The following is a 16,612-nucleotide window of genomic DNA, read 5'->3' as shown; positions in this document are numbered from 1 at the left end:
CTGTGGGTCCGTTCGCTTGAGTACTGCTGACGGGATAACAGGGCATTGTAATGTTGCCCGCTCATGCTCGTCGTCACGGCCGGCTACTCGGTATGCGTGGCACGCGCACCGCCAGCGCGCGAAAAGCTTCCGGATCCAGGGCATCGGCCGGCAGCAACCATGCGCACGTCCGCTTCCCGAAACTCGGGATCGACCGCATCCGAGGGACTGCGCCGCGCTCACCCGCTCGCGTTTCGCCCTGCTCCCTCGTCTGCCTATCCGGTTGCGCGCTAAGCGACACCCACAAGCCGCCCACCCGCACCGCCGCCACCGCCTGCCCCGCGCCGGGCCTTCCCATCCGGTCGCACCACTCGACCGAACCCTGCTCCGCAAGCCACAACCAACGCGGACAACCGCGCGCCTGACGACGGGCACACCATGCCAGCCACGCCACACCCGCCAGCGAAGCCGCCACGCCGGCGAACGGCCCGGCTGCGGCAGACGCGCTCAGATACAGCGCAATCGCACACCCGGCGAAGAAACTGCCGAGCGCGATCGTCAGGGCCGGCGATCGGTGCACCTCGAACAACAGACCCGTCGCGGCGCTCATCGGGTGAACCCGGCCTCAGATGCGTTTGAAGACGAGCGTGCCGTTAGTCCCGCCAAACCCGAATGAGTTCGACATTGCGTACTCTATTTTTAGATCACGAGCGGCATTTGCACAGTAGTCGAGGTCGCAGTCGGGGTCCTGATTGAAGATATTGATCGTCGGAGGCGAGACTTGGTTCTTGACGGCCAACACCGAATAGACCGCTTCGATCCCGCCCGCCGCGCCGAGCAGGTGGCCCGTCATCGACTTGGTGGAGTTGACAACGGTTGACTTCGCATGGTCGCCGAGCGCGCGCTTGATCGCGATCGTCTCGGCGAGGTCGCCGAGACCTGTCGAGGTACCGTGCGCATTCACATAGTCGATCACGTCGGGGTTGATGCCCGCATCCTTCATCGCGAGAAGCATGCAGCGGCGCGCACCATCGCCGTCCTCGCAGGGCGCGGTCATGTGGTAGGCATCGCTGCTGCGGCCGTAGCCGATGATTTCACAGTAGATGTTCGCACCGCGGGCCTTCGCGTGTTCGTACTCTTCGATCACCACCACGCCCGCCCCTTCGCCGAGCACGAATCCGTCGCGGTCCTTGTCCCACGGACGGCTCGCGGTGGCCGGGTCGTCGTTGCGCTGGGAGAGCGCGCGTGGCGCGGCAAAACCGCCAATGCCGAGCGGCGACACCGTCGCCTCGGCACCGCCGGCCAGCATCACGTCGGCTTCATCATGCTGGATCATTCGCACGGCTTCGCCGATTGAGTGCGTGCCGGTCGTGCAGGCGGTGACGATCGCGAGATTCGGGCCCTTGAACCCGAACTTGATCGACAGGTGCCCCGCAATCATGTTGATGATCGAAGCCGGTACGAAGAAAGGCGAGATCCGGCGGGGGCCGCGATTGAGCAGTTCCGTCTGCGTATTTTCGATCATCGGCAAGCCGCCGATGCCCGAGCCGATGATGACGCCGACGCGTTCAGCGTTCTCCTCGGTCACGGTCAGGCCGCTATCCTGAAAGGCTTGCACGCCCGCCGCATATCCGTAATGGATAAAGGTATCCATGTGGCGGGCTTCCTTCGCGGGCATGTATTGCTCGACGTCGAAGCCCTTGACCTCGCCGGCAAAGCGGGTCGAGAAGTTCGTTGGATCGAACTTCGTGATGGTGGCAATGCCGGACTTGCCGGCAACCAGATTGACCCATCCGTCGGCAACATTATTGCCGACCGGTGAGATATGTCCGAGACCTGTAACGACAACGCGACGACGGCTCACGATTGCCCCTTTTCGCTGACTTTAAAAAACAAAAGCCACAGCAGCCACAGAGACAAACTCTGCAAGCCCTGTGGCCCATCAATCCTGACCGACGGAGAACCCGAACGGTACGTCCGCCCCAAGAGGTGAACTCAAGCCTTCACGTGGGCGCGAGCGTAGTCGATCGCTTGCTGCACCGTCGTGATCTTCTCTGCTTCCTCGTCCGGGATTTCCATGCCGAATTCGTCTTCCAGGGCCATCACGAGTTCGACCGTGTCCAGCGAGTCGGCGCCGAGATCGTTGACGAACGATGCATCGCTCTTGATTTCAGCTTCAGCCACGCCGAGTTGTTCGGCGACGATCTTCTTGACGCGCTGTTCAATATTGTCCATTCACCCCTCCGGGAAATAAGTTCACAAAAACAAGTGGGCGCATTTTAGCAGGTTTGACCCGCAAAAAAGTACCGCTCAACCCTTGGTGACACGGCCGCCGAAACGCCCCGCGCTTTCCTGGAAAACGCGTTGCCGACGTCAGCTCATAAACATCCCGCCATTCACGTGCAATGTCGTGCCCGTGATGTAGCTCGCCTGCGGCGACGCGAGAAACGCGACCGCATACGCAATATCGTCCGTGCTGCCCAGCCGGCCCAGCGGAATCTGCGCCTTGAGCGCGGCCTGCTGTTCTTCGGGCAGCACCTTGGTCATGTCCGTATCGATGAAACCCGGCGCGACGCAGTTTACCGTAATGCCTCGGCTGCCGATCTCGCGCGCGAGCGCGCGGCTCATGCCGGCCACACCTGCCTTCGCGGCGGCATAGTTGACCTGGCCCGGGTTGCCCGTCGATCCGACCACCGACGTCACGTTGATGATGCGGCCGCCGCGCGCCTTCATCATCGGGCGCAGCACTGCACGTGACAGACGGAAGACCGCGCGCAGGTTGGTATCGATCACCGCGTCCCAGTCCTCGTCCTTCATGCGCATCGCAAGCTGGTCCTGCGTGATGCCCGCATTGTTGACCAGCACATGGATGCCACCAAACTCCTTGACGATCGAATCGATCAGCGCGTCGCTCGCGGCCGCATCGTTGACGTCGAGCACGACACCGCGCCCGCTCAGGCCCGCGGCCGCCAGCGCCTCGCCGATGGCCGTCGCACCGGCTTCGCTCGTCGCCGTGCCGATCACCGTTGCTCCCGCCGCGGCAAGCGTCGTCGCAATCGAACGGCCAATGCCGCGCGAGGCGCCGGTAACGAGAGCAATCTGCTTGTCGAGAATCTTGTCCATGATCGTAGTGTGTCCGTCTTTCCTGCGCCATTCGGCCCGATGGCCAGCGCGCATGCCTAGCTTAGCCGCGCCGGATGTCGGCGCGCTGTCTGCGTTGTTGAACTGTCTTGGGAGCTGTTCGCTCAAGCTCCCTCATCAAGCTGCCTTATCAAGCCACCTAAGCGAGTGGCCTGAGTGGACAGCCTCATCGAGCCGTCTTACTGAACGACCTTGAGCGTTTCCGCGAGCGACGCCGGATCATAGACCGAGCCGTTGACGAGACTGCCGTCGATGCGCTTGGTCAGGCCGGAAAGCACCTTGCCCGGGCCGCATTCGATCACATGCGTGGTCTCCTGTGCAATGCGTTTCACACATTCAACCCAACGTACGGAGCCTGCGGCCTGACGCACGAGGGCATCCTTGATCGCATTGGCATCGTCATTCGCCGCGACATCCACATTGTTGACCACTGGAATCGCCGGCGCACGCACTTCAATATTCGCAAGATAGTCGCGCAGACGATCTGAGGCCGGCTTGAGCAACGACGAATGAAAGGGAGCGGAAACCGGCAAGGGCAACGCACGCTTGGCGCCGGCTGCCTTGGCGAGTTCGCAAGCCTTGTCGATGCCCGCCTTGAGACCCGCGATCACGACTTGCGAAGGGGCATTGAAGTTGACGGCTTCGACGATGCCGGCCGACGATGCCTCGGCGCAGACCGCGCGCACCGCGTCGTCGTCCAGGCCAAGAATGGCGGCCATGCCGCCAGTGCCGACCGGTACCGCTTCCTGCATGGCCTGCGCGCGAAAGCGCACGAGGGGCACCGCATCGCGAAAGCTCAACGCTCCGGCGGCGACCAGCGCCGTGTACTCACCGAGGCTATGACCCGCGACGATCGAGGGCTTCGGACCGCCCGCAGCAAGCCATGCTCGATAGATCGCATAAGAGGCGATCAGCATGACCGGCTGGGTATTGGTCGTCAGGTTGAGTTCTTCGGCGGGACCATCCGCAATCAGACGGCCCATATCCTGGCCCAGGGCCTCGGATGCTTCCTGCAATGTCTCCTGCACGGCCGGCACGTCGGCGAATGCATTGAGCATGCCGACGGCTTGCGAGCCTTGTCCGGGAAATACAAACGCGAACTTCATGGCGTCCTCTTGATCGTCAGTCTATGCAATTGGGGAAAATCGAACGGCTTGCCTGAACCACCCGCGGCGGGTGACGGTCGCAGCGTCGGCCGTCTCTTGTGTCGAGCCAGATGCGCCAAGCATGCACGTCTTGCTGCCCGCGAATTTCGGTAGAACCGGCTGTCGACCCGCGACCCGGCCGTCGCGCGGCACGCGAGCGCGCGTGCGCCGACACCCGGTTCACGGGCGATGGTCGCGTAGGCTCACATGCGCACGAGCGCCGCACCCCAGGTGAAACCGCCGCCGACGCCTTCCAGCAATACGGTTTGACCCGGCTTGATGCGGCCGTCGCGGACCGCGACATCGAGCGCGAGCGGAATCGACGCGGCCGACGTATTGCCGTGCTGGTCGACCGTCACGACCATGCGTTCGGCCGGCAAGCCGAGCTTGCGGCAAGTGCTCGTCATGATCCGGATATTTGCCTGGTGCGGAATCAGCCAGTCAACCTGCGAGGCCGTCATGCCGGCTTTGGCGAGCGCTTCAGTGGCGACCTTCTCCAGCACGTTGACGGCAAGCTTGAAAACCGCCTGGCCGTCCATGTGCAGGAAGGCGTTGCCTGCGATCGCGCCGCCATGCACATTGCCCGGCACGCAGAGGATCGACGCGTGGCTGCCGTCCGCATGCAGGGCCGTGGACAACACGCCCGGCTCGTCCGACCCCGTCACGACGACCGCGCCCGCTCCGTCGCCGAATAGCACACAGGTCGTCCGATCGTTGAAATCGAGAATACGAGAGAAAGTCTCCGCACCGACCACGAGCGCAGTCTTGTTCGCGCCGCTGCGGATGAAGTTATCCGCGGTCGCGAGCGCATAAGCAAAGCCGGAGCAGACCGCCTGAACATCGAACGCCGCGCAGGCATTGGTGATACCCAGCTTGTGTTGGAGCAGGCAGGCCGAACTTGGAAACACGTAGTCGGGTGTCGAGGTCGCGACGATGATCAGGTCGATCGCCTGCGGGTCGACGCCGGCCGCTTCGATCGCGCGCTGCGAGGCGATCAGGGCGAGGTCGGTCGTCGTGACGTCGGGTTCCGCAAAGTGGCGAGCACGGATACCGGTGCGCGCGACGATCCACTCATCGCTCGTCTCGAGCCCCCGGGCGGCGAGTTGAACGGCGAGTTCGTCGTTGGTGACGCGCTTGGGTGGCAGATAGCTGCCGGTGCCGATGATGCGGGAATAACGAGGTTGTTGCGAGCTAGAAAATGCCATCATGCCTTCGAGGAAACGGTCGCGAACGCGATGTGCGGACCCGAGGTCCCGGCGGATGCGTCGGACAGAGACGGGTCTGAATGGGCAAGCGGGGCGGCATTCTCCTCCATCGCTTGCGTCAGGCGAGCCTGCACGCCATTCTTGACTGCATCATAACCGCGTTTGATGGCCCACTCAAACGCATAGGCGTCGCCCGAGCCGTGGCACTTGATCACCAGCCCGCGCAGCCCCAGCAGCGCCGCGCCGCTGTAGCGGCGGTAGTCGACGCGATGCTTCACGCGCGCCAGCACGGGCCAGGCGAGCACGGCCATGAGCTTGGTCATCCACGAGCGCGAGAATTCTTCCTTGATCATCTCGATGAGCATCTGCGCGAGCCCCTCGGATGCCTTCAACGCCACGTTGCCGACGAAACCGTCGCAGACCACGACATCCGTCGTGCCCTTGTAGATGTCGTTGCCTTCGACGTTGCCGTAGAAATTCAGCGTGCTCGCGCGCAGCAGCTCGCCCGCGCGCTTGATTACCTCATTGCCCTTGATCGCCTCTTCGCCGATGTTGAGCAGGCCGATGGTCGGACGCTCGTTGCCGTCGACGGCCGACACGAGCGCATGCCCCATTTCCGCGAACTGCAGCAGATGCTGGGGTTCGCAGTCGACGTTCGCGCCGAGGTCGAGTACGGTCGAATAGCCCTTCCGGTTCGGCATCACGGTCGCGAGCGCAGGGCGCTCGATGCCGGGAAGGGTCTTCAGCACATAGCGCGACACCGCCATGAGCGCGCCCGTATTGCCGGCCGAAATGCAGCACTGCGCACGCCCCTCCTTGACGAGGTTCAGCGCGACGCGCATCGACGAATCTTTTTTCTTGCGAAGTGCAACCTCGATCGAGTCGTCCATCTCGACGACTTCCGAGGCTGGAACCACCGTCAACGCGGCGATTTCGCGAGCGTCGACGACCTTGGCACGCTTCAACTGTGCGCGAATCGGCCCTTCAAGGCCGACCAACACCAGTTCGGCGTCCGGGTGGGAGCGAACGAAGCTGATAGCAGCGGGCACCGTCACGGACGGGCCGTGATCGCCGCCCATGCAGTCGATTGTGATCTTGACGGTCATGCGACGATACGGATCTCAGATGCAAAAAAGCGGCATCGGATGCCGCTTATTTTGTCGAACCAACGCTGCAAGTATGGACTGAAGAACGAAGCCAAAATGGCTGCGCGCACTCAGTCGTTCTTGGTCTTGACGACCTTCTTGCCGCGATAGTAGCCGTTCGGGCTGATATGGTGACGCAGATGCGTTTCACCCGAGGTCGGTTCGACGGCGATTGCGTTACCCGTCAGGAAATCGTGGGCACGGTGCATGCCGCGCTTGGACGGCGACTTCTTGTTTTGCTGGACTGCCATGACAACTCCTAAAAATTTTGCCGGATTCTAGCATATTCAGGCAGCACTCTCAGGGCGAGCATTGCCTGCTTCGATCAAGCGTCGTTCTTTGGGGGAACGTCGCGTTTCAGCGCCTGAAGCGCTGCAAATGGGTTATCGGATGCATCACGCCGTGCCGGTTCGTCTTCGTCCGGCCGTTCGATCACGATATCGCCGGCCTCGCCGGTCACAAGTGCCTCATGGACACTTGGGCAAACCGCGTGCTTGGGCACGAGCGGCAAGGACAACAGTAGCTCTTCTTCAATCAGGTCGTACAGGTCAAACTGCCGGGAGCCGACGATGGGATCGACCTCGTCGTCATCGAGCGGGACGGCGTCGGCCTCTTCCTCGCTCGCGACGATCAGGTAAGTCGCCACGATATCGAGCGGCTGCCGATACGGCTTCAGGCAACGCTGGCACTCTACCCAGGGCGCGGCCTCGATCGTCAGGTGCAGGTACAACTCAGTCGCACTGCCAGTCTTTTCGCGCGATTCACCACGCGCTGCCCAACTCACGGATTCATTTGACTCGTCATTCAGCCCGTCATGCTGCGAGGCCTCGGCGGCGTCGCCGACGATCTTGCCTGCGCCGACATCATTCGTGCGCAGATTCCCGCGTGCTTCACTCCCCACTTCACCCACTTCGTTTACCATGCGCGGCAAGGCGCCGACAGCAACGGTCCCCGCAGCGCTGCGCGAAGCGCGGGCAAATTCGAAGAGGTCGAAAGCACGCCAGTCGGGGCCGACGACGGATGATTTGCTCATGAGCAATGCTGCCGCTGCAAAGCGCGATAGTGTACCGATTTTCGCCCTTTCGAGTCAATCACTTAACCCAGGGTTTCTGAGTCGCCGCGGGATTACCCCTGTGCGCCACCCCTTCCGATCCGTTTTCGATGAATGCTCCCGCAGCAAACCGCCCTCTGATCCTCGCCTCGAGTTCGCCTTACCGTCGTGCCCTGCTCGAACGGCTGCGCCTGCATTTCGAAGTGGTCGTCCCGGCCATCGACGAAACCCCGCGCGATGGCGAGGCGCCCGCCGAGACGGCTTTGCGTCTCGCCGTGGAAAAGGCGCGCGCGGTGGCGGCAGACCATCCACTCGCCCTGATCGTCGGCTCGGATCAGGTCGCGACGTTCGACGGCCGGCAGATCGGCAAACCCGGCAATCACGCCGGTGCGCTCGCCCAACTGCAATCGATGCGCGGGCGCGAAGTCGAATTCCATAGCGCACTATGCGTATTCGACGCGGCGCGCGATCATGCGCAGGTCAAGGATGTCATCACCCGGGTCCGGTTCCGCGACGTGCCGGACGCCGAACTCGAAGCCTATCTCCATATCGAGCAGCCTTATGACGTCGCGGGCAGCGCGAAGTCCGAGGGGCTCGGCATCGCCTTGCTCGAAAGCATCGACAGCGACGATCCGACCGCACTGGTCGGTCTCCCGCTGATCGAGCTCGTCAGCATGTTGAATAACGCAGGTTTTCCGGTACTGAAACGATGAGTGGCATGCTTTATCTGATTCCCAACACCCTCGGCGAAGGCGACGAAGCCGCACTCGACACCGTCCTGCCCGCTCCCGTGCGTGCGCAGGCGGCTCGGCTGGGCTATTTCGTCGGAGAGAACGCGAAGAGCACCCGCGCTTTCCTCAAGCGGGTCGGCACCGAACGGCCGATTCAGGAAATCGCGATTGCCGAACTCAATGTCAACACGCCGGCGGGTCAGCTCGAAGCGCTACTCAAGCCGATTCTCGCCGGCCAGGACGGCGGACTCGTCTCCGAAGCGGGCTGCCCGGCCGTGGCCGACCCCGGTGCGAGACTCGTCGAACTCGCACACCGGCGCGGCGTACGCGTCGTGCCGATGGTCGGCCCGAATTCGATCCTGCTGGGTCTGATGGCTTCCGGCCTGAACGGCCAGAGCTTCGCGTTTCACGGCTATCTGCCAGTCGATCCGGCCGCCCGCACGAAGCAGTTGCGCGAACTCGAGCAGAGTTCGCGGCGCGGCCAGCAGACGCAGATCTTCATCGAAACGCCCTATCGCAACAAGGCGCTGCTCGAGTCGCTGCGCGCGACTTGCGCCCCTTCGACGCGCGTTTGCATCGCGGTCGACCTCACCCTGGCGACCGAGCAAATTGTCAGCAGGCCGGTTTCAGACTGGAAAGCCGACACGCTCGATCTCAACAAGCGGCCGGCGATCTTTCTGATGCTCGCCTCGTAAATGCCTGACTGAAGCGAACTTACTGAATCGAAGCGCGCACACCGAAGTTCGCCAATGCCTTCATCGCCGCGTCGCCAATCGATGCACCGAAGCGGCTCGCAAGGCGGTCGGCGAAATTCGACTTGACGGTGTAGTCGACGATGTTCTCAGCCTTGATGACATTGCGCGCCACATAGTCCGTGTCGCCAAACGCGTCGGCGAGACCGAGCTCGACGCTCTGCTGCCCCGTCCAGAACAGGCCCGAGAACAAGTCCGGATTGTTCGGGTCCTTGAGGCGGCTGCCCCGGCCCTGCTTCACCGCTGCGATGAATTGCTCATGAATCTGGTCGAGCATTTTCTGCGCGTGTTCTTTCGCCTTGTCGGATTCGGGCGTGAAGGGATCGAACAAGCCCTTGTTCGCACCCGAGGTGTGCAGGCGGCGCTCGACCCCAAGCTTGTCCATCAGGCCGGTGAATCCGAAGCCTTCCATCAGCACGCCGATCGAGCCCACGATGCTCGCCTGGTCGACGAAGATCTTGTCCGCCGCGACCGCCACGTAATAGCCACCCGAGGCGCACATGTCGTCAACGACCACGTACAGCGGCTTGGAAGGATACTTCGCACGCAAACGCCGGATCTCGCGATTGATGATCGCGGCCTGTACCGGGCTGCCGCCGGGGCTATTGATGCGCAGGATCACGCCGACCGTGTTCGTATCGGAGAAAGCCGACTCGAGCGACGCATCGATATTCTCGGCGCTCGCCTGCCCTTCCGACGAAATCTCGCCCGTCAGCGTGACGAGCCCGGTGTGACGGCCGGTGGTGACTGTTCCCTCACCCGACACATTGAGCAGACCCCATGCGATCAGCGCCAAAACAATCAGAAAAGCGAAACGAAAGAAGATTTTCCAGCGGCGATTGGAGCGTTGCTCACGGATCGCCGACAGGGCGAGCTTCTCCAGCACTGCGCGCTCCCAGTTTCCGTCACGGGAAGCGGACGAAGCGGGAGGAACAGGCGCGCCCGGGCGCGCCGATGAATCCGAATGATCAATGTCTGACATGCGTCGTCGTTTGAGGCGTTGTTCCAGCCAGTGGAATGGCGACCGTCAGTCACACGGCGGCGACAGGACGCACGGCGTCGTCCGGAAGCCAATAGACCGCACGACCCGAGGGTGTTTCGCGTTCTTCAACCTGTACTGCGCGAAGTTTCGCGCCGCGGCACGGCCCACCTACACAATGGCCGCTTTCGGGCGCGTAGATCGCACCGTGGGTAGCGCAAATCAAGTATAAACCCGAATCGTCGAAGAACTGACCCTCGTTCCAGTCCAGTTCCATCGGAACATGCGCACATTGGTTCAGATATCCGTACACCTTTTCGTCGAAGCGCACGAAGAAAATGCTCGCCTCGCGGCCGAGATACCGCACATTCGTCCTGACGCCCTTACCGCCGTCGGACAAAGTCGCGGAATCGCAGATATACACGCCATCCGTGATAGCCGCATGACCATCCGGCGCCTCGTCCGTGCCGACCGGGCTCCCGGCACGATCCCGCAACTCGGCGCGCGCAAGATCGCCGGCTGTGTCGGAATCGGTCAGATCGCAAGGCTTGATATCAGGCATGGGTCGTGAGCCAATCGGCAAGTTCGGCAACGCTGTGGGCGCAAAATCGTGGCGACAATTCGAGCAACGGTGCCTCGGGATGAGCGCCATAGGTGACGGCAATGCCCGCGGTGCCGGCGTTGAGCGCCATTTGCAGGTCGTGGGTGGTGTCGCCGATCATTACGGTCCGTTCGGGCATCTGAGCGACCGTATCCATCACTTCATAGAGCATCTGGGGATGCGGTTTGGACAATGTCTCGTCCGCGCAGCGCGTGACGTCGAACAGCTCGCCCACGCCCACGTGGGCCAATGCGCGATCGAGCCCTACCCGGCTCTTACCCGTCGCCACGGCGAGCAGGAATCCCGCCTTGCGTAAGTCTTCCAACATGCCGCGCACGCCGACGAACAGTTCAGTGGCCGGATCGCCGGTGAAATAATGCAAACGGTAGCGATCTGCGAGCTTCGGGTAGTCAGCGGGGTCGAGTGTGGGTGCCGCAATCTGCAGCGCGTCGCGCAGACCGAGCCCGATGACATAACTGGCCGAAGCATCGTCGGGCACGGGCAGCCCCAGGTCGCGACAAGCCGCCTGGATGCTGCGGGTAATATGGACTGTCGAGTCCATCAGCGTGCCGTCCCAGTCGAACACGATCAGATCAAATAGTTTTTGCGACATTGCCTTCATCTTCCCGCAACTGATCAATAAATTGCCGGCAATCGGCCGGCAACGGCGCCTGCAGCTCGACAGACTCGCCGCTTCCCGGGTGGGTGAAGCGCAGCTTATACGCATGCAGAAACATCCGCTTGATCCCCGGCCTGACGCCGGAGCGGCTCAACCGGCGGTTCAAAGCGAAATCCCCGTACTTCTCGTCTCCCACGATCGGCGTGCCTAAATGTTGGAGATGCACGCGAATCTGGTGTGTTCGCCCCGTTTTGAGCTCACATTCGAGCACCGCATAATTTTCGAAGCGCTCGATGAGGTTGAAGATCGTATGCGAAGCGAGGCCGTCGTCCTGAACGCGGACGCGGCGCTCGCCCTCCGGCGTCAGATACTTGTGCAGCGGCGCCTTCACCGCCCGCCGTGCATCGTGCCAGTCGCCGACCACACAAGCGAGATAACGCTTGTCAATTCTGTTTTCACGAATCTGTTCGTGAAGGGCCACGAGCGCGGAGCGGCGTTTGGCGATCATCAGCAAGCCGGAGGTTTCCCGGTCCAGCCGATGCACGAGTTCCAGGAACTTCGCCTTCGGACGCGCATTGCGCAGCTGTTCGATCACGCCGAAGCTCACGCCGCTTCCGCCGTGGACCGCGAGGCCCGCGGGCTTGTCGATCACCAGCACGTAATCATCTTCGTGCACGATCGAATAGGAGGGCGCGGGCATCCACGCCGGGGCCTCGAGCTCGGGAGCCGCGACGCGCACCGGCGGCACGCGCACGAGATCTCCAACCTCTAAGCGATAGTCAGCACCCACTCTCCCTTTGTTGACGCGGACTTCACCGCTGCGAAGAATGCGGTAGACGTGACTTTTCGGCACGCCTTTACAGATCCGTATCAGGAAGTTATCGATCCTTTGACCGGCACATTCTTCGTCGATCTGGATCATCGAAACCTGGCCGGCCGCGACCGCGTGCCCGGAGTTTTTGCCTAACTCATTCATTCTGCATATAATTTGTCCAGCATTCGCTGTCGGCCACTTGAACCTATTCGGTCAGGCGGTGGAATGCGCCCGGTGCAGGCGGTAGAAACCGTCATTTTACTTGCACCGGAGGGTCGGTTGCTCGTCCCGATGACGAGCATTTTTTTAGTGAGTTGCACGCACGAGATCCGCTCGGGCAGGGATGGCGCCCACAGGTGCATCCGGTCAGGAGCGTATTTCGCGGGCAGCGAAGTCCGGGTCAAAAAGAATTTTGTGTCGTCCAGCGGGCTGAAATAGGTCCGCTGAGCGAATAGCGAAGTAAGCCGGTCCGCGGCCGCGGCGCCCCGCTTCACTGGTGATCCCTGACGATCACGACGAAGCCGGGCACCTCGGAAGTCGACCGGTGCGATGTCAGGCAATGTGCCGCCGAGCGCCGAACTGGCCGGCTGCACGTTCACACAGGCGCCCGCTTGCGCGTCCGGTTCTGACGTCCGGTCCAGTTGCGTTGCTCGCACGGACCGGCTCAGTCAGGATACGGCATGCCCGCGCATGGTTGCCGACATCGCCGATCGCGTGTGCCAGTGCTGCCCTTGTCCGGGCAGCCGCATCAGGCAATTCTCCCGTCCCGACTTTGGCCCCGCGTGCTTTATGTGACAACAAAAAGCGCGGCGCGCTGTCGTTTCCCTGGTCCGTTCGGCCCCATTTGGCCGCACGCGCCCATCCGGCGTCCGGTCTGAATCAGTCCAGAGGACTGATCGCGCTCATCAGCGCGGGCGGACCCAAAACGACAGCTCAGCCGTACTGGGAGCCGTCTATGAAACGCATGCTGTTCAACGCGACGCAGCAGGAAGAACTGCGCGTCGCTATCGTCGATGGTCAGAAACTCATTGACATCGATATCGAAACCGCCGGCCGCGAACAACGCAAAGGCAATATCTACAAGGGTGTCATCACCCGCATCGAGCCCTCTCTCGAAGCCTGCTTCGTCAACTATGGCGAAGACCGCCACGGCTTTCTTCCGTTCAAGGAAGTCGCCCGGCAGTACTTCCGGGACGGCGTCGACATGCGTTCCGCACGCATTCAGGACGCCTTGCGCGAAGGCCAGGAACTGATCGTCCAGGTTGAAAAGGAAGAACGCGGCAACAAGGGCGCCGCCCTGACCACATTCATCTCGCTCGCCGGCCGCTATCTGGTGCTGATGCCGAACAATCCGCGCGGCGGTGGCGTATCGCGCCGTATCGAGGGCGAGGAGCGCCAGGAACTGCGCGAGACGATGGGCCAGCTCGAACTGCCGGAAGGCATGAGCATCATCGCCCGCACCGCGGGGATCGGCCGCAGCGCCGAAGAACTGCAGTGGGACCTGAACTACCTGATGCAACTGTGGCGCGCGATCGAGGAAGCGTCGAAGTCGACGCGCGGTCCGCTGCTGATCTATCTTGAGTCGAGCCTGGTCATTCGCGCCATTCGCGATTACTTTCAGCCCGATATCGGCGAAATCCTGATCGACACCGAGGAAATCGACGAGCAGGCACGCGCGTTCATGAGCGTCGTGATGCCCGACAATCTCAACAAGGTGAAGCGCTACCGCGACGACGTGCCGCTCTTCTCGCGCTTCCAGATCGAACACCAGATCGAGACGGCCTACTCGCGCACGGTGCCGCTGCCCTCGGGCGGCGCCATCGTGATCGACCACACCGAAGCGCTCGTCGCGATCGACGTGAACTCGGCACGCGCGACCAAAGGTGCCGACATCGAGGAAACCGCGGCGCGCACGAATCTCGAAGCCGCCGACGAAGTCGCACGCCAGTTGCGCCTGCGCGACCTTGGCGGCCTGATCGTGATCGACTTCATTGACATGGAGTCGACCAAAAGCCAGCGTGAAGTCGAGCAGCGCCTCAAGGATGCGCTCAAGCACGACCGTGCCCGCGTCCAGATGGGCAAGATTTCGCGCTTCGGCCTGATGGAGCTGTCGCGTCAGCGGCTGCGCCCGGCCCTTTCCGAAGGAAGCCATGTGACGTGCCCGCGCTGCAACGGCACGGGCCACATCCGCGACACCGAATCGTCCGCGCTGCAAGTGCTGCGGATCATTCAGGAAGAAGCGATGAAGGAAAACACCTCGGCGATCCATTGCCAGGTGCCGGTCGAAGTGACCGCCTTCCTGCTTAATGAAAAGCGCCAGGAAATCAACAAGATCGAAATGCGCTTCAAGGTCGGCGTCGTGCTGATCCCGAACAAGCATCTCGATACGCCGCATTACAAACTGGAGCGTCTGCGCCACGACGACCCGCGCCTCGAAGAACCGCGTGCCAGCTACAAGATGGCCGAAGAGGCCGCGCGCGAACTCGAGTCGGAGTCGGGTTACAGCAAACGCGCCGAGGAAGCGAAGCCCAAGCAGGAAGCCGCCGTCAAGGGCATCACGCCCGAAAGCCCGGCCCCTGCCGCGACACCGCGTCCCGAGCCGGTTGCCGCCGCAGCCGCGGCGCCCGTGGCCGTGCCCGTCGCAAGCGGTGGCTTTATCGGCTGGCTCAAGGGTCTGTTCGGCATGACGCCCGCGCCGGTCGCACCGCCCGTTGCAACGCCGGTGGCGAAGCCGGTCTCGCGTACCGCACGCGAACGGATCGAGCGTACTGAACGCGGTGATAAAGAGCGCACGGGTGAGAAGACCGACAAGGGCGAACGCCAGGAACGCGGCCGCGGCCGCCGTGGCAGCGCAGCGGGCAGCCGCGAAGCAGGCGCGCAGGTGAAAGGCCCACGTCAGGAGCGTGGCGAACGGACCGAGGGCCGTGAACCGCGCGAACCTCGTGAAGGCCGCGAGCCGCGTGAAGGTCGTGAACCGCGCGAAAGCCGTGACACCCGCGAACCGCGCGAGGCTCGCGAGCCGCGTGAAGGGCGCGGAGAAGGTCGTGGAAATCGTGAACGGCAGACGGAACGCGCAACGGAGACCACCGACGCGGCACGCGTCGACGGTGGCGAACGGCAGGAACGCAGTGCTCGTGGCGAGCGCGGTGAGCGTCGCGAAAAGCGCACTGCCGAAGCTGTCACAGCCGGGGAAGACATCCTGCTGAACGGTGACGTCTCGCTTGAAGGTAGTGGCGAAGTGCAAGCGCGTGACGAACAATTCGGAGACGACGAGACGCCCCGCGAAGGGGGCGAAGAACGCCGCCGCCGCCGGCGCGGCCGTCGCGGCGGTCGTCGTGAGCGCGAGGAAGAAGGCGTCAACGCAAACCTCGCGGCGGACGTCGCCGAAGGTGAAGGTCACGCTGCATCGATGAGCCCCGCAGGCGAAGGCGAAGTGTCGCGTCAACGCGCACCTCGCCAGACCGAGCGGGCCGCGACCTCCGCGCCAGTCGAAACGCTGGCGGCAGCCGGAGTGGCGGCCGCGGTCCTGGCGGATGTCGCGGTGCAGACCGCGCCGGCGCAGGTTCCGGCCGAAGTGACGGCACGCGCGACAGATGCAGCGCCTGCCGCTGCGCAACAGCCGGTTGAATACGTGCCGGCTTCGGTGCAGGCACCTGTCACCGAAATGATCGCAGATGCTGCTCATGAGCCGGTGCAGGTCGCAGCCGCCTCGCCCGCCGCAACCGAGACAGTCGCGCGCACCGGGGCCGAAACACCAGCTCGCGTCGAAGTGCCTGCTCCGGTGGAAACGCCTGCCTATGTCGAGACACTGACCCGTGTCGAGACGCAGGTTCAGGTAGCGGCAACTGTCGCGGAACCCGCGCCGTCGTCCACGGAAAGTCATGTGGCCGAAGTCGCCGCGCCCGCGATGGAACTCCGCCCGGCAGCGGTAGCAACCGAGGAAGCGAAGCCGGTCGAAGCTCAAGCCCCGGCGGTAGAAACAGAGGTTGCCCAAGCACCGGCACCAGCCGACGTTGCCCTCACCACGCCGGTGATGGCCGCAGTGGCCGATGACCGGAACGCGTTCACGGCTCCGGCCGCGACCGCCGCCGCGGTGGCAGCGACGGAAGTGACATCCCCGGCACCGGCATCCGCGCCCGCATCGCAACCGGCTACGGTGGAAACACCTGTCACCGCTCGCGTCGCGGGTTCGCAGTCGCCGAAGCTGTCGATCGAAGCGCTGACGCCGGCGCTCGAATCGGCTGGCCTCGTCTGGGTCAACACCGATGCGAGCAAACTGGAGGCGGCCCGCGAAGCAGCGGCGCAACAGGCTCCCGCGCCGCGCGCACCGCGTGAGCGCAAGCCTCTGCCGGCGGCGGCATCGGCTCCGATGGTGCAGGTCGAAACGACGCACGAGAACAACGGGCAGGCGTAACGCCCCGCACCTCCGTCGAAGAAGACGCGAAGAAGC

Annotated in this window: 16 protein-coding genes; 3 read left to right on the top strand and 13 right to left on the bottom strand. The window is 63.2% G+C overall.

Features of this window, described 5'->3' with window-relative positions:
- Nucleotides 1–73: 73 nt before the first annotated feature.
- The 9 genes from HV670_RS11585 to HV670_RS11545 form a co-directional block, all read right to left on the bottom strand.
- Nucleotides 74–589, bottom strand: coding sequence for a hypothetical protein (locus tag HV670_RS11585; RefSeq protein WP_175104918.1), 516 nt, complete (start codon nt 587–589; stop codon nt 74–76).
- 15 nt (nt 590–604) lie between these two features.
- Nucleotides 605–1,843 (bottom strand): beta-ketoacyl-ACP synthase II, encoded by a 1,239-nt coding sequence (gene fabF, locus HV670_RS11580; protein ID WP_175104917.1) that lies wholly within the window; start codon nt 1,841–1,843, stop codon nt 605–607.
- Nucleotides 1,844–1,974: 131 nt separating this feature from the next.
- Nucleotides 1,975–2,214 (bottom strand): acyl carrier protein, encoded by a 240-nt coding sequence (acpP, locus tag HV670_RS11575; RefSeq protein ID WP_175104916.1) that lies wholly within the window; start codon nt 2,212–2,214, stop codon nt 1,975–1,977.
- A gap of 138 nt (nt 2,215–2,352) precedes the next feature.
- Nucleotides 2,353–3,102: a 3-oxoacyl-ACP reductase FabG gene (gene fabG, locus HV670_RS11570; RefSeq protein ID WP_175104915.1), complete on the bottom strand. Its 750-nt coding sequence runs from the start codon at nt 3,100–3,102 to the stop codon at nt 2,353–2,355.
- A 197-nt stretch (nt 3,103–3,299) separates the two neighbouring features.
- Complete coding sequence (gene fabD, locus HV670_RS11565; RefSeq protein WP_175104914.1) at nt 3,300–4,226, bottom strand: ACP S-malonyltransferase; 927 nt, start codon at nt 4,224–4,226, stop codon at nt 3,300–3,302.
- Nucleotides 4,227–4,468: 242 nt separating this feature from the next.
- Entirely contained in the window at nt 4,469–5,470 is a 1,002-nt protein-coding gene (locus HV670_RS11560) for a beta-ketoacyl-ACP synthase III (RefSeq protein ID WP_175104985.1), read from the bottom strand.
- Entirely contained in the window at nt 5,470–6,576 is a 1,107-nt protein-coding gene (plsX, locus tag HV670_RS11555; RefSeq protein ID WP_175104913.1) for a phosphate acyltransferase PlsX, read from the bottom strand. Before plsX ends, HV670_RS11560 begins: the two co-directional genes overlap by 1 nt.
- Before the next feature lie 110 nt (nt 6,577–6,686).
- The gene (gene rpmF / locus HV670_RS11550) at nt 6,687–6,866 is read right to left on the bottom strand and encodes a 50S ribosomal protein L32 (RefSeq protein ID WP_175104912.1); all 180 of its coding nucleotides are present in this window, start codon (nt 6,864–6,866) and stop codon (nt 6,687–6,689) included.
- Between the two features lie 74 nt (nt 6,867–6,940).
- Complete coding sequence (locus HV670_RS11545; RefSeq protein ID WP_175104911.1) at nt 6,941–7,648, bottom strand: YceD family protein; 708 nt, start codon at nt 7,646–7,648, stop codon at nt 6,941–6,943.
- Nucleotides 7,649–7,776: 128 nt separating this feature from the next.
- Between HV670_RS11545 and HV670_RS11540 the strand changes: the two genes are divergently transcribed.
- Together HV670_RS11540 and HV670_RS11535 are read left to right on the top strand one after the other, a co-directional pair.
- A complete protein-coding gene (locus tag HV670_RS11540; protein WP_175104910.1) occupies nt 7,777–8,379 on the top strand; it encodes a Maf-like protein in 603 nt (200 codons plus the stop codon).
- Nucleotides 8,376–9,092 (top strand): SAM-dependent methyltransferase, encoded by a 717-nt coding sequence (locus HV670_RS11535; RefSeq protein ID WP_175104909.1) that lies wholly within the window; start codon nt 8,376–8,378, stop codon nt 9,090–9,092. Before HV670_RS11540 ends, HV670_RS11535 begins: the two co-directional genes overlap by 4 nt.
- A gap of 19 nt (nt 9,093–9,111) precedes the next feature.
- Here the strand turns inward: HV670_RS11535 and HV670_RS11530 are convergent, their stop codons facing one another.
- The 4 genes from HV670_RS11530 to HV670_RS11515 all read right to left on the bottom strand — a co-directional run bounded on the left by HV670_RS11530 (nt 9,112) and on the right by HV670_RS11515 (nt 12,324).
- A complete protein-coding gene (locus tag HV670_RS11530; RefSeq protein WP_175104908.1) occupies nt 9,112–10,131 on the bottom strand; it encodes a S49 family peptidase in 1,020 nt (339 codons plus the stop codon).
- 49 nt (nt 10,132–10,180) lie between these two features.
- Nucleotides 10,181–10,564, bottom strand: a complete 384-nt coding sequence (locus tag HV670_RS11525; RefSeq protein WP_246257249.1) for a Rieske (2Fe-2S) protein — start codon at nt 10,562–10,564, stop codon at nt 10,181–10,183.
- 118 nt (nt 10,565–10,682) lie between these two features.
- Entirely contained in the window at nt 10,683–11,342 is a 660-nt protein-coding gene (locus HV670_RS11520; protein WP_175104984.1) for an HAD family hydrolase, read from the bottom strand.
- Nucleotides 11,323–12,324 carry an RluA family pseudouridine synthase gene (locus HV670_RS11515; RefSeq protein WP_175104906.1) on the bottom strand — a complete coding sequence of 334 codons (1,002 nt, stop codon included), beginning with the start codon at nt 12,322–12,324 and terminating at the stop codon, nt 11,323–11,325. The genes HV670_RS11520 and HV670_RS11515 overlap by 20 nt, the downstream gene beginning before the upstream one ends.
- A gap of 793 nt (nt 12,325–13,117) precedes the next feature.
- Between HV670_RS11515 and HV670_RS11510 the strand changes: the two genes are divergently transcribed.
- Nucleotides 13,118–16,576, top strand: coding sequence for an Rne/Rng family ribonuclease (locus HV670_RS11510; protein WP_175104905.1), 3,459 nt, complete (start codon nt 13,118–13,120; stop codon nt 16,574–16,576).
- Nucleotides 16,577–16,612 lie beyond the last annotated feature (36 nt).

The sequence above is a fragment of the Pararobbsia alpina genome (assembly GCF_902859895.1).
In the GTDB taxonomy this organism is placed as follows: Bacteria; Pseudomonadota; Gammaproteobacteria; order Burkholderiales; family Burkholderiaceae; genus Pararobbsia; species Pararobbsia alpina.
Note: the sequence above shows the minus strand (reverse complement) of the source record. Positions and strands in the feature narration are given on the sequence as shown.

Bases quoted from the DNA above. Each gene is read 5' to 3' on its own strand.
- HV670_RS11560 (WP_175104985.1), bottom strand. From the start codon at position 5,470: ATGGCATTTTCTAGCTCGCAACAACCTCGTTATTCCCGCATCATCGGC.
- rpmF (WP_175104912.1), bottom strand. From the start codon at position 6,866: ATGGCAGTCCAGCAAAACAAGAAGTCGCCGTCCAAGCGCGGCATGCAC.
- HV670_RS11585 (WP_175104918.1), bottom strand. From the start codon at position 589: ATGAGCGCCGCGACGGGTCTGTTGTTCGAGGTGCACCGATCGCCGGCC.
- HV670_RS11535 (WP_175104909.1), top strand. From the start codon at position 8,376: ATGAGTGGCATGCTTTATCTGATTCCCAACACCCTCGGCGAAGGCGAC.
- acpP (WP_175104916.1), bottom strand. From the start codon at position 2,214: ATGGACAATATTGAACAGCGCGTCAAGAAGATCGTCGCCGAACAACTC.
- HV670_RS11545 (WP_175104911.1), bottom strand. From the start codon at position 7,648: ATGAGCAAATCATCCGTCGTCGGCCCCGACTGGCGTGCTTTCGACCTC.
- fabG (WP_175104915.1), bottom strand. From the start codon at position 3,102: ATGGACAAGATTCTCGACAAGCAGATTGCTCTCGTTACCGGCGCCTCG.
- HV670_RS11515 (WP_175104906.1), bottom strand. From the start codon at position 12,324: ATGAATGAGTTAGGCAAAAACTCCGGGCACGCGGTCGCGGCCGGCCAG.
- HV670_RS11540 (WP_175104910.1), top strand. From the start codon at position 7,777: ATGAATGCTCCCGCAGCAAACCGCCCTCTGATCCTCGCCTCGAGTTCG.
- plsX (WP_175104913.1), bottom strand. From the start codon at position 6,576: ATGACCGTCAAGATCACAATCGACTGCATGGGCGGCGATCACGGCCCG.
- HV670_RS11520 (WP_175104984.1), bottom strand. From the start codon at position 11,342: ATGTCGCAAAAACTATTTGATCTGATCGTGTTCGACTGGGACGGCACG.
- HV670_RS11510 (WP_175104905.1), top strand. From the start codon at position 13,118: ATGAAACGCATGCTGTTCAACGCGACGCAGCAGGAAGAACTGCGCGTC.
- fabD (WP_175104914.1), bottom strand. From the start codon at position 4,226: ATGAAGTTCGCGTTTGTATTTCCCGGACAAGGCTCGCAAGCCGTCGGC.
- HV670_RS11530 (WP_175104908.1), bottom strand. From the start codon at position 10,131: ATGTCAGACATTGATCATTCGGATTCATCGGCGCGCCCGGGCGCGCCT.